The following is a 12,148-nucleotide window of genomic DNA, read 5'->3' as shown; positions in this document are numbered from 1 at the left end:
TGCTCCCTTACGATCAAACCGTCGCAAACATCGCCTCGAATTCCGCCCTCAATTCAGCTTCATCGGCGGTATCCGGCGCCGCGAAGCCCGCTTCCACCGATTTTGCGCGGGCAAGCGATATGCCGGCGAGCGGCGGAACATTTGCCACAACCTCCCGCATCTCGTCCATATTGCCATTGCAATGCAGCACGATATCGCATCCGCCTGCAATGATATTCGCCGCACGTTCACCGATCGTACCGGAAAGAGCGTTCATCGAGCTGTCGTCGGAGAGCAGCAGACCGTTAAAGCCGATGTGCTCGCGGATGATGCCGTCGATCACCTTGCGCGAGGTCGTCGCCGGATTCTCCGGGTCGATGGCGGCGAAAACGACGTGGCAGGTCATGGCCATCAACTCGTCCTTCATCGCGACAAAGGGCGGAAAATCATGGAGCTCCAGTTCATCGCGCGAGACGGTGACGACAGGCAGCTCCAGATGTGAATCGGCAAAGCCGCGACCGTGGCCGGGCATATGCTTCATCACAGGCAAGAGGCCGCCGGCCTTCAGCCCCTCGGCAGCCGCTCTTCCCATCGCAATGACGGTCTCCGGATCGCCGTCATAGGCGCGGTCGCCGATGACGTTGCTGCTGCCCTCGACTGGCACATCGAGCACCGGCAGGCAATCGACATCGATGCCGAGGCTCGAAAGGTCGAAGGCGTGCAGCCGCGACATCAGCCAGGCGGCGCGCAGGCCGAGTGCGCGATCGCGGCGATAGAGATCGCCGAGCGACTGGCCGGACGGATAACGCGCCAGAACGGGTGGGCGGATGCGCTGGACGCGGCCACCCTCCTGGTCGATCAGCACCGGCGCATGCCAGCCGACGCTGTCGCGCAGTTCGACGACGAGATCGGCGATCTGCCGTGCTTCGGAGATGTTGCGCCCGAAGAGGATGAAGCCCCAGGGTCGCTCGCCCTGGTAAAATGCTTTCTCTTCGGATGTGAGGGCAAGGCCGCTGCAGCCAAGGATCATCGCTTTTGATTCGGTCATGTCAGAATCTTAGAGCGGAGCCCGGCCAGATGCGAGCAAGGTCGGGCGCGATGCACAAAAAAGAGCGGCGGACCGATCCGGCCCGCCGCTCTTATTATTCAAAGACGCGATCTTACCTGGAGATCAGGCAGCTTCCACCCGCCGCGCGATACTGTTCGCAGAGTGCTGCGGCCTCGTCCTTGGAACCAGCCGGAATGCGGACACGGTAGAAAGTGCCCTTGCCGGCGATATCGGCCCTGCGGATCTCATGACTGCGGCCGCCAAGCACGCCGGCGAATTTCTTCGACAGGTTGGCATAGGATTTGGTCGCCTCGTCTTCCGAAGGCAACGAGGCGATCTGGATGCCGTAGCCGCCGGCAGATGCGGCCTGCTGCGGCTTTGCGGCGACTGGTGCTGCGGCCGCGACCTCCGTCGTCTTCGGCTGCTGTGCGGTCGGGCGGACATTGCCCTTCTCGGTGACGGTGCCGACGACGTTGACGGGCTGGTCGGCCGGACGGGCAGTCGGAATGGGAGCGGTATCGGCAATCCCCGAGGTCTTGACCGGGCGCACCGGCGAAGCGACCGGAGCCGGGTTTGCGGCCTGCGCGTCGGCACTGCCGGCGAGCGGCGGCTGTACCGGCGCAGTTTCGACGGGCGCTGCAGAACGCGCATCGGCGGAAGCAACCTCGGCGCTTGCCGGGAAGCTTGCGGCCGTTCCACCGACGGGAGGTACAGGCGGGGTCGATTGCGCGGACGGGGTCGACGGAGCCGTCAACGCCGGCTGAGCCGGCGGCATCGGCTGGGCCGACGGCGTCGCCGGGGCAGACTGTGTCGCCCGGGCAGACGGCGTCGGCTCGTCGACGGGCGCCGTTTCCTCGCGGGCGACCAACGTACCGTCAGGCTTGACGATCATAGTGCGGACCTTGCGCGGCGAAACGGACGGCGTCTTGTCGGTGTCGGTTGCCGAAGCGTTGTCGGCGCTGTCCTGGTTCGGCAGCAGACGCGGATCCTCCGTCTCACCGACCGCGGTCGGCGTGACCTGATCGTCGACGCTGGCGTTCTCGTCGTCCTCGGGCAGCGCTTCCGGTGTCAGCGTGCGCTGGACCACATCGACGGGCGCCTCATCGGAAGAAACGAGCGCCTTCTGCTTCGGCTCTTCAGCAGAACCCGCAACGCGGTCGTAGACGGCCTTATCCTGGTTCGGCACGGTCTTGCCACCAGGATTTTCCGGAACGACCTTGACCGGCTCCTTGTCGGCGGTGATCACGCGCGGCTCGCCGGATGCGACAATGCCGAGCCCCTCGCCGTTCCAGACGGAGGAATAGACGCCATAACCGACGCCGGCAAAGACCACGAGCACGACGGCCCCGGCAAGCAGCTGGCGCATCGACCGAGCGCGGCTGAAATCGGCGGCCTGGCTTGCCGATTCGATGCGGACCTCGGAGGTCTCGCGGCGCTCGACCGGCTCGCGCACGCTGCGGCGGAAATCTTCCTCCAGCGCCCGTTCGAAATCATCGAGACCATCGGCGATGGTGGGCTTGACCGGCTTTGCAGCAGCGGCGGCCGTATCCCGGACCGGCGTCGGCGTTTGCCGCGGTTTGGCCGGTTCAAAGAAGCTGGCGATCTCAGCGTCGAGATCGAAATCGAAATCCGCAGATTTCGCGACCGGCGCAGGCTGCTCGACCGGTGGCAGCGCCGGCACGTGCATGTCGTCGACGGCCTCGGGACGATCCTCCGGATCGGAGATCATCGCCGGATCGAATGGCAGGTCTTCGGTCGAGTCGGAGACAGGCGTCCAGTTGAAAGCCGGAGCCGGAGCCGGAGCTTGAGCCTGCGGCTCGGGAACAAAGGCCGGAGCGGACCGTGCAGGAGCGGCAGCAGCCTGCTCAAAAGCAGGAGCCGGCGGTTCAGGAGCAAAAACCGGAGCGGGCCGAGGAGCGACGGCAACGGCCTGCTGGGGAGCAAGGGCTGGCGGCTCAGGCTGCGGTGCTGGCTCGGACGGCTCGGAGAAATCGAGATCGGTCAGTTCCAGCTCTATACCGGCAAGATCCAGCTCGAAATCATGGCCGGCGAAGGGGTCGTCGGCTTCCGGTACCGGCTGCGGCGTCGGCGAATATGCCGCTGCGCCAGGCTGGGGCGTAACGACCTCGGCAAGCTGCGGCGCGATCGGTCTTGCGGCTTCGGCCGCATAGACCGGAGGCGGTTCGATCGGAGCAGGCCGAACGGGTGCTACGGCGACCGGTGCGGGCGCGATCACCTCGGACTGGACAGGTGCTGCGGCAGAAACGGGCTCTGCCTCGATCGATGCGGGTTGCGGCGAGACGGGCGCCGGATTGGCACGTTGCGGCACCGGATAACGCGAGACGTCGGCGAGCAGATCATCGAGATCGAATGTGCCGGCGGTGTGCGGAACATCCGGCACGACCTCGGTCAGCGCGGCATCGGCCTGGATCTCGCCTTCGACGGCGGCGGCGATGAGATCGAAACCGGCGTCGGGACCGAAATCCTCCAGCTCTTCCTCGACTTCGACGAATTCTTCGGCCTCGGCGGTCTCTTCCGGCGCGATCACCTCATCATGGCGATCGAGTTCGGCGGGAAAGCCAAGTGACGGAGAAGCGGATTCGAATTCCTCGGAAGGCTCGACAGCGGCAACAAGCGCCGGCGGCTCGATGACAGGTTGAGGCTCGACCACAGGAAGATCGGCGGATGGCGCTTCAGCAACCGGTGCGGCGACCGTTTCGGCCACAGGCTCCGGCAACACAACCGGTTCCTCGCGCCTCGGGGCATGGAAATTGGCAAGCGGCAGCCTGATGCTGGCAGCCGACCATTGCGGCGCCTTGGTGGGCTGCACCAGCGAAGAGACCGGTGCTGTGCCGATCGACAGCTCAAGCTCCTCGATCAGGTCGCGCGCACCGCCGAAGGCCGATTGCACCGACGCATCGGGCTCGGGGGAAAGCTGCTCCGCCCAGTCGGCGGCGGATGCGTCCTCATTCCCTGCGGCGGGCAAGGCTTCTTCGGCCTCAACGGCGGCGACGGAAACCGAAACCGGCTCGGGGGCCTGCGCATGTTCGGCAGCGGAAGAAGCATCGAGAACGGGCTCGACGTAATCTTCAGGCGTGAGGTCATCAGAGATCGGCTCGGCGGGCCGGTCGAGCTCTGCAAGCGGACGTGGCGAGTCGTAGCGGTCGAACTCTCGCCCAAGCTCGTCCTCGAGATCGAGGGCAGGCTCGCGGCGTGCGGTCTCCGTCACCGTATTCGCCGCAACACGCGGCTCGAAGCCGACGATACGGGCCAGTTCTGCCAACGGATCATCGTCGGCAAACAGATCGTTTTTTCCGCGCGTATCATACGCAAGTTGTTTATCAGCCATGCCTATTCCCACTCGCAAACGCCAACGCTCAAATGCCAGCGCATTGTGGGGAAATGGTGACGTTATCGCATTTCGTCCGGTGCGGCAGTGCCTGTAATGGCAAGTCCCGACTTCAAAACCGACGCGACGGCGTACACCAGCCCAAGTCTGGCAATACTTGATTCTCGGTTTTTATCATTAACAAATCGTAATTCCGGCTGATCTTTACCTTTGTTCCAGTGCGCGTGGAACGAACTGGCGAGGTCGTAGAGGTAAAAAGCGATACGATGCGGCTCCTGCGACTGGGCCGCCGCCTCGACGATACGCGGGAATTCAGCAAGCTTGGCGACAAGCTGCAATTCGGCCGGATCGCCAATGCCTGCAACGGTTTTCGCCAGTTTCTCGTGGGAGACGTCGAGGTCGGGAAAAGCCTCCCTCGCCTGCCGAAAGACCGACATGCAGCGAGCATGCGCATACTGCACATAAAAAACAGGATTATCTTTCGACTGTTCCGTCACTTTGGCGAAATCGAAGTCGAGCGGCTCGGAATTCTTGCGGTAAAGCATCATAAACCGGACCGAATCACGGCCGACTTCTTCGACGACGTCCCGAAGCGTGACGAAATCGCCCGAGCGTTTCGACATCTTCACCGGCTCGCCGTTGCGATAGAGCTTGACGAGCTGGCAGAGCAGCACCGTCAGCTTCGCCTTACCATCCGAAACACCGCGTGCAACCGCTTCCAGGCGCTTGACGTAGCCGCCGTGGTCGGCGCCGAGCACATAGATCATCTCGTCGAAACCGCGGTCGAACTTGTTCTTGAAGTAAGCGACGTCGGCGGCGAAATAGGTGTAGGAACCGTCCGACTTGATCAGCGGCCGGTCGATATCGTCGCCCACCTCGGTCGAGCGGAACAATGTCTGTTCGCGATCTTCCCAGTCCTCAGGAAGCTGGCCCTTCGGCGGCGGCAGCGTGCCCTTGTAGACATAGCCCTTGAAGGTCAGGTCGTTGATCGCCGTGCGGATCGCAGCTGCAACATTGGCATGCAGGGTGCGTTCGGAGAAGAAGACGTCGTGATGGACGTTCAGCGCCGCCAGATCCTCACGGATCATCACCATCATCGCATCGATGGTGCGATCCTTGACGATCGGCATCCATTGGTCTTCCGGCATGTTGTGCAGCCGCACGCCGTAATCGGCGGCAAGCGACTGGCCGACAGGCACGAGATAGTCGCCGGGATAGAGACCCGAGGGGATTTCGCCGATCTTTTCGCCGAGCGCTTCGCGATAGCGCAGGAAGACGGAACGGGCGAGCACGTCGATCTGCGAGCCGGCATCGTTGATGTAATATTCCTTCTCGACGCCGTAACCGGCAAAAGCGAGCAGGTTGGCAAGCGCGTCGCCGACAACGGCGCCGCGGCAATGGCCGACATGCATCGGGCCGGTCGGATTGGCCGAGACATATTCGACGTTGACCTTCTTGCCCTCGCCGAGCGTCGAGCGGCCGTAATCGGTGCCGGCGCCGATCATCGAGGCGAGCAGCCGCTGCCAGTAGCCGACGGCGAGACGGATGTTGATGAAGCCGGGACCGGCGACCGAGACATCGGCGACGTCGGCATCCTCCTTCAGCTTGGCGATGATGACGTCGGCCAGCGCGCGCGGGTTGGTTCCGAGCGGTTTTGCCAGCACCATTGCGGCATTGGTCGCGACATCGCCATGGCTCGCGTCACGCGGCGGCTCGACGGTGATGCGGCCGAAATCGAGCTCGGATCGCTTTTCCCTGACCAGATCGATCTGTTCAAGGGCGGTTTTGATCCTGGCTTCGAAGTCGGTAAAAAGGTTCATCGCACTCTTCCATGCATAGGCTGTGCCAAAGGCAAATCGGCCCCCGGCGTGGGCGACCGCTGCCTATCGCAAATCCGGAGTATGGTCAAACAACCGCCTGTGGGCGCTGATCGCATAGGTGTCGGTCATGCCGGCGAGATAATCGCCGACATGGCGGGCCTTCGGCGCATCGGACAGGCCTGCGATATGATCGACCCAGTAATGGCTCTGCATCTCCTTGGGACTGGCCATGTAGGCGGCGAAGAGATCTGTGACGATCTGGGCGGCACCGGCACGGATGCGCATGATATCGGGATTGCGGTAGATGCGTTTGAAGAGCATGGCCTTGATCTGCCTGTCGGTCTCGGCCATCCCCTCGGAAAAGGTGGCAATAACCCGGTCGGCAGCGCGGATGTCGGCCGCATTCTCAGGGCGCAGGAGCGACAGGCGCTGCTGTGCCACGCCAATTACGTCCTCGACCATGCGGGTAATCTGGCGGCGCATGATCTCATGGGTGAAACGGCTCGGCTCCAGGTGCGGATATCGCGCCCTCACCTCGGCCATCAGCCCGGCAAGAAACGGGATTTCCTCCAACATGTCGAAAGTCAGGTAGCCTGAGCGCAGGCCATCGTCGATATCGTGGGTATTATAGGCGATGTCGTCGGCGATCGCCGCGACCTGGGCCTCAAGGCTGGCATAGGTTGCAAGCTCGAGATCGTGCAGCTCGCAATAATCGAGGATCGGCTGCGGAACGGGACCGCGGGTGCCGACTCCATCAGGCGTCAGAAGCGGGCCATTGTGCTTGACGAGACCTTCGAGGCTTTCCCAGGTCAGGTTGATGCCGTCGAATTCGGCATAACGCCTCTCCAGCCTGGTCACGATGCGCAGCGATTGGGCATTGTGGTCGAAGCCGCCATAGGGCAGCAGCACCTCGTGCAACGCGTCCTCGCCGGTATGACCGAACGGCGTATGGCCGAAATCGTGCACAAGCGCCACGCCCTCGGCCAGATCCTCGTCGAGCTTCAGGGCGCGGGCAAGAGCGCGGGCGATCTGCGCCACCTCGATCGTGTGCGTCAGCCGGGTGCGGTAATGATCGCCGTCCTGGGCGATGAAGACCTGGGTCTTGTGCTTCAGCCGGCGGAAGGCGGTGGTGTGGACGATGCGGTCGCGGTCGCGCTGGAAATCGGAGCGCGTCGGGCTTTCGTCCTCCTGGTAGAGCCGCCCGCGCGTCGTCCAGGGGTCGGCCGCATAGACCGCCCTCTCAGTGCTGCCGAAACCCAAAGCACGCGTATCGATCGTCATTCTTCACCGTCATCCTGCATGTTGCCGCATCTGCCCATTGACGCCGCTTAACGCTCTTCATACCTATAGCCCGATGAAACGGCAAAGAGGCGCTTTCTTAACCGCTTCGGCGCATCATCGCCTTTTCGCAGATATCATGGTAAGTTTCTTTGATATCAGGCATTTGAACATTCAAGTGCCAAAACCCATTCTCTCCGGATCTTGACCCCGGCAGGAGGAAACATGACGGATACGAGTGTAACCCTTTCAGATGCCGCGGCAAAGCGTATCGCTGCGATCGTCGGCGCCGAAGCCGGCAAGAGCGCCTTGCGCGTTTCCGTCGAAGGCGGCGGCTGTTCGGGCTTTTCCTACAAGTTCGATCTTGCCGACAGCGCTGACGACGACGACATCATCGTCGAAAAGAACGATGCCAAGGTGCTGATCGACAGCCTTTCCCTCGTCTATATGGCAGGCTCGGAGATCGACTTCGTCGACAATCTGCTTGGCCAATCCTTCCAGATCAAGAACCCGAACGCGGTGGCAAGCTGCGGCTGCGGCACCAGTTTTTCGATCTGAACGTCTAAACGCACATACTCCCCATCAAACCGGCCGAAGAATTCCTTCCGGCCGGTTTATCGTCTTGTCCGGTGATGAAAGACCGCGATAAAAGAAGCGCGCTAAAGCGCGTCAAATAGCAGTTGATTCATGCGGCGCGCTTTAGCTCTTTATTTTATGCCTGTCGTTATCCCAGACCCGCTGCACACTTCTGGGCGACATGCATTATACGGAACGGGACAGAGCCATGAAGATCGCGACCTGGAACATCAACGGCGTCAAGGCGCGCATCGACAATCTCACCCAATGGCTGAAGGATTCCGATCCGGATATCGTCTGCCTGCAGGAGATCAAGACTGTCGATGAAGGGTTTCCGCGGCTGGAGATCGAGGCGCTCGGCTATCATGTCGAGACGCACGGCCAAAAGGGCTTCAATGGCGTCGCGATCCTCTCCAAGAGTTCACCTTTCGAAGTGAACCGCGGCCTGCCCGGCGATCCGCTGGACGAACAGGCGCGTTTCCTCGAAGCGGCGTTCACCCTGTCCGACACGCGAATCCTGCGCGTCTGCTGCATCTACCTGCCGAACGGCAATCCCGTCGAAACGGAGAAATATCCCTACAAGCTCGCCTGGATGGAGCGTCTGCGGACGTTCGCGGCCGAACGGTTGGCCTATGAAGACATGCTGGTTCTTGCCGGCGATTACAATGTCATCCCGGAACCGCACGACTGCTTCGATCCCAAGGTCTGGGAAAGTGATGCACTGTTTCTGCCGCAGACACGGGAGGCGTTCCGCAGGCTCGAAAATCTCGGCCTGACGGATGCGGTGCGCGCGACGACAGATGCGACGCAGTTCTATTCCTTCTGGGATTATCAGGCCGGCGCCTGGCCGAAGAACAACGGCATCCGTATCGACCATCTGCTGTTGTCGCCGGAAGCTGCCGACCGGATGACGTCGGCTGCGATCGAAAAACATGTGCGGGCCTGGGAAAAGCCGTCCGACCACGTGCCTGTCATCGCCTATTTCGATTTCGCGGGCTGAGGCTTTCCGCCTGCAGCTTCACGCCTCCGAATAAATGTGGGCGCTTAGTCGTCGGTACCGCTCGCGATGGTGTGCGACAGCGATACCGCTGTGCGGCGGTCGGCCTCGTTGGCAACCGAGAAGGCCTGCTCCTGCAGCGCTTCCATCCAGCCGCAGTCCTTGGGCTTGCAGCGGTCGAGCGCTGCCGTCATCAGCGCCAGGCCGCGGGCCGTCTGGCCTTCGTCGAACAGAATATTGCCGAAGACCGCCATGGCGCCGGGATGGCCGCTCTTGCGGGCCTGGTTCAGCCATTTCTTCGCCTGCTGCGGGCTGGCATTGCCGCCCTCGCCGGCCAGCATCATCTGCGCCAGTTGGAACTGCGCCTCGGGGACGCCAAAGGTGGAGGCCACCTGAAAATAAAGCTGGCGCGCCTGGCTGAGGTCGATCCTGACCGGACTGCCGGCAATGCCGTGCCTGTAGTAACTGGCGAGCGAGAGCAGCGCGTTGACGAAGAAGCCCGTGTCTTCCGAACCGGGTTCGACGCCCTGCTGGGCGATCTCGCTGTAGATCTTGAAGGCTTCGAAATCATCCTGCGTGACACCGTCGCCATCGGCATACATGTTGGCGAGCGCCCAGCGCGAGCCGGTGTGCCCCTTTTCGGCGGCGTATTTATAAGCTTCGACCGCCTCTTCCTTCTGGCCGTTCTTATAGGCCTTGAAGCCGAACTTGAAGAGATCGAAGGGTCCGGATTCCTTGCTGACGCCACCTTTGATGTCGAATGCGCGGCATGGACCGGACAGCGCCAGCGCTACGGCTATCGACATGCCCATCAGCATGAATTTGAACAGTTTGAACTCGGACGTCACCATTTCAACCGATTTCTTTCGTTCATCCCTGGCAGGCGGCAACGGCGCTCATGCCGTGCATCCCGCGGATGTATTCCTTCGAGGCGAGCGATCCCGCGGCGAGCTCCATGGCTCCTTTGCCCGCGTCGCATCCAGCCCACTGGCCTTTTCTCAAAGGCGGTATTCTCAGCACATCATTCAGAACCACCCGGCTCCCGGCATGGCCCGACTGCAATCTCCGTGGCACTCTTTCGGCAGGTGCGTTATCCGCCTTCCCGCCTCTATCGTATTCGTAAACAGCAAATGTGACGAAACCGGTATCGACAGCTCCGGCAAAGCCGGGCTGTTCATCCGAGCGGGTCGAAAACAGCGACAATGAACGGATCGACGACTTCATCGCGAGACCGGATTGGCGGCCGGAACAGCCTTGTTCGGAAAGCGAAACGACCGCAATCAAACGAATGTCGCCAATCGCGCCGTACGACCTGATGTTACCGGAAAAAAATCGACCCATACTACTATTTACACGCACCGTATGCCTGCCATCACCTCGCCCGCAAATATCGCTGCGCCCTCTTTGTGGCGGGAAATGGACAAATTCGCCTCACCACCACCATACGCCAAACGTCGTAAAAATGTGTTGCTGAATCGTCACAAATTGGAACGTCGATTTGTCTTGCGACGCCCAAAGAAAAGCCCGGCAAACTGCCGGGCTCTAAGACTTCTACTTGGGCTGCAAGATCAGAACTTCACCTTTACGCTGGTGGAAAGAGCCGCCACCAGATCGTCGCCGAAGGAATAGGAGACGTCGTTGCCGTAGGTCCGGCCATTATAGACGTAGGTGCCGGATTCCCCGCCGGTCATGATGCCGAGCGCGCCGGCCAGACGCCACTCGACATTCTCCACCGGCGTATAGGAGACACCCGCGCCGAGCGTCCATGTGTCGGTCTGGGCGCCGTAGCCCTGGCTCGTGCCGCGATCCCAGGTCAGGCTGAGGGCGCCGGCCCATTGTTCGTTGAACTTGTGGCCGACGCCACCGCTGATCGTCCAACCGTCGCGGTAGAAGAGATCGAGCGAGGTGAGTTGGCTGCCGGCGCCGCAGGCGACGACGCCCTTGTTGGCCTTCGGGCAGAAGGCGATCGACTGCAGCACGCTCCAGTTCGTCCACTTGACGGAACCGAAGGCAAGCCAATCGGGCGCAATGCCGCTCTGCAGTTTCAATTCGACAGAATCGGGCGCTTCGGCCGAACCGTAGACCGGCGTAACGACGCCGAGGTAGGGATTAGCGGGATTCGCCGGCACCTCGGTCAGGTCGACCGTGCCGGTAAGATTGTCATATTTGACCTTGCTGTTGTAGACTAGGCTGGCGCGGAAGGCATATTCCTCGATTTCGTAGGCGATGCCCGCCCGCCATCCCATGGCCTGGTCGGCAAGGTCCAGACGACCGGTGCCGTCATAGACCAGCGCGGCCGCCCCTGGGATCGGCGCGACGAGGCGTGTCTTGAAACCTTCGACCGTCTGATAGAAGCCGCCGCCGATCAGGCGGAGCTGGCCAGGCCCCATATCGAAACGATAGGAGCAGGTGGCGCCGTAGTTGCGGGTGCTGATCTTGGTTTCGATGTTGTCGTTGACGCCCAACCAGTCAGCGCCGGGGTTGGTATGTGCGCCGAAGGGTGTCGAAAAATCGCCCATACAGTCGATGGCATCGCCGAAACCGACCTTCACCCCGAGATAGGGGATCCAGTAATCCTCCGTATCATCCGCCGTGGTCGAACCGCCGCCGATGCCGTTCGTGCCGAGACCATCGGTGGGATCGGTGTCCCTGACGTTCTTCAGCTTGCGCTGCGGCATGACAAAGGTCGCGCCGGACTGGACGGCGAACCTCGAATTGTCGAAGAGAAGGTCGATATTGTATCCGCCGCGCTCCAGACCACCGGCGAAGGACGGCGATGCAAGCGACGAAAAAAGAACGAGCGACGTTACGCCCTTGGAAAACCTACGCGATGCCATTGTGTCTCCCCCACTCCAGCAATTGATGTCACGCCACTCTAGTAAGTGTTTGCTCGACATGGCAACGCGCCCCACGGCAGCGCTCCCAGGCATTGCAGCGGCTAACTTACGTAAAGAAATTGACGGACACGTCAAAAAATCTGGTTAATAAAATTTTATTCCAGAGTTATCGGGTTTCGGATGGGCTTTTGGGTTTTCATTCCAAACATTGCGGAAGCTGTATCAATCCGACAACAGTCGCAGTTTTCGCCAACTGGCTGCCCA

9 protein-coding genes are annotated in these 12,148 nt (G+C 61.5%); 2 read left to right on the top strand and 7 right to left on the bottom strand.

Going from position 1 to position 12,148, the window contains the following annotated elements; all coding sequences use genetic code 11:
- Positions 1 to 13: 13 nt before the first annotated feature.
- The 4 genes from nagZ to B5P46_RS22680 form a co-directional block, all read right to left on the bottom strand.
- Positions 14 to 1,027 (bottom strand): beta-N-acetylhexosaminidase, encoded by a 1,014-nt coding sequence (gene nagZ / locus B5P46_RS22695; protein ID WP_129420699.1) that lies wholly within the window; start codon positions 1,025 to 1,027, stop codon positions 14 to 16.
- 112 nt (positions 1,028 to 1,139) lie between these two features.
- On the bottom strand, positions 1,140 to 4,376 hold the full coding sequence (locus B5P46_RS22690; protein WP_245456235.1) for an SPOR domain-containing protein: 3,237 nt from the start codon (positions 4,374 to 4,376) through the stop codon (positions 1,140 to 1,142).
- A gap of 62 nt (positions 4,377 to 4,438) precedes the next feature.
- Positions 4,439 to 6,196: an arginine--tRNA ligase gene (gene argS / locus B5P46_RS22685; protein ID WP_065279720.1), complete on the bottom strand. Its 1,758-nt coding sequence runs from the start codon at positions 6,194 to 6,196 to the stop codon at positions 4,439 to 4,441.
- Positions 6,197 to 6,259: 63 nt separating this feature from the next.
- Positions 6,260 to 7,477, bottom strand: coding sequence for a deoxyguanosinetriphosphate triphosphohydrolase (locus B5P46_RS22680; RefSeq protein WP_129420697.1), 1,218 nt, complete (start codon positions 7,475 to 7,477; stop codon positions 6,260 to 6,262).
- Positions 7,478 to 7,699: 222 nt separating this feature from the next.
- Here B5P46_RS22680 and erpA point away from each other — a divergent pair, with 222 nt between their 5' ends.
- Together erpA and xth are read left to right on the top strand one after the other, a co-directional pair.
- The gene (gene erpA, locus B5P46_RS22675) at positions 7,700 to 8,032 is read left to right on the top strand and encodes an iron-sulfur cluster insertion protein ErpA (RefSeq protein ID WP_003538958.1); all 333 of its coding nucleotides are present in this window, start codon (positions 7,700 to 7,702) and stop codon (positions 8,030 to 8,032) included.
- A 226-nt stretch (positions 8,033 to 8,258) separates the two neighbouring features.
- Positions 8,259 to 9,050, top strand: a complete 792-nt coding sequence (gene xth / locus B5P46_RS22670) for an exodeoxyribonuclease III (protein WP_129420696.1) — start codon at positions 8,259 to 8,261, stop codon at positions 9,048 to 9,050.
- 44 nt (positions 9,051 to 9,094) lie between these two features.
- On the opposite strand, the gene exoR is transcribed toward xth, so the two are convergent.
- From exoR to B5P46_RS22655, 3 genes are all read right to left on the bottom strand, one after another.
- Entirely contained in the window at positions 9,095 to 9,898 is an 804-nt protein-coding gene (gene exoR / locus B5P46_RS22665) for an exopolysaccharide production regulator ExoR (protein ID WP_011651648.1), read from the bottom strand.
- A gap of 19 nt (positions 9,899 to 9,917) precedes the next feature.
- Positions 9,918 to 10,388, bottom strand: coding sequence for a hypothetical protein (locus tag B5P46_RS22660; protein WP_129420695.1), 471 nt, complete (start codon positions 10,386 to 10,388; stop codon positions 9,918 to 9,920).
- A 227-nt stretch (positions 10,389 to 10,615) separates the two neighbouring features.
- The gene (locus tag B5P46_RS22655) at positions 10,616 to 11,884 is read right to left on the bottom strand and encodes an OmpP1/FadL family transporter (RefSeq protein WP_129420694.1); all 1,269 of its coding nucleotides are present in this window, start codon (positions 11,882 to 11,884) and stop codon (positions 10,616 to 10,618) included.
- Between the last annotated feature and the right edge of the window lie 264 nt (positions 11,885 to 12,148).

It is taken from the genome of Rhizobium leguminosarum (assembly GCF_004123835.1).
GTDB classification, from domain to species: domain Bacteria; phylum Pseudomonadota; class Alphaproteobacteria; order Rhizobiales; family Rhizobiaceae; genus Rhizobium; species Rhizobium leguminosarum_M.
This window is presented reverse-complemented; position numbering and strand designations above follow the sequence as displayed.

Bases quoted from the DNA above. Each gene is read 5' to 3' on its own strand.
- nagZ (WP_129420699.1), bottom strand. From the start codon at position 1,027: ATGACCGAATCAAAAGCGATGATCCTTGGCTGCAGCGGCCTTGCCCTC.
- B5P46_RS22690 (WP_245456235.1), bottom strand. From the start codon at position 4,376: ATGGCTGATAAACAACTTGCGTATGATACGCGCGGAAAAAACGATCTG.
- argS (WP_065279720.1), bottom strand. From the start codon at position 6,196: ATGAACCTTTTTACCGACTTCGAAGCCAGGATCAAAACCGCCCTTGAA.
- B5P46_RS22680 (WP_129420697.1), bottom strand. From the start codon at position 7,477: ATGACGATCGATACGCGTGCTTTGGGTTTCGGCAGCACTGAGAGGGCG.
- erpA (WP_003538958.1), top strand. From the start codon at position 7,700: ATGACGGATACGAGTGTAACCCTTTCAGATGCCGCGGCAAAGCGTATC.
- xth (WP_129420696.1), top strand. From the start codon at position 8,259: ATGAAGATCGCGACCTGGAACATCAACGGCGTCAAGGCGCGCATCGAC.
- exoR (WP_011651648.1), bottom strand. From the start codon at position 9,898: ATGGTGACGTCCGAGTTCAAACTGTTCAAATTCATGCTGATGGGCATG.
- B5P46_RS22660 (WP_129420695.1), bottom strand. From the start codon at position 10,388: ATGGGTCGATTTTTTTCCGGTAACATCAGGTCGTACGGCGCGATTGGC.
- B5P46_RS22655 (WP_129420694.1), bottom strand. From the start codon at position 11,884: ATGGCATCGCGTAGGTTTTCCAAGGGCGTAACGTCGCTCGTTCTTTTT.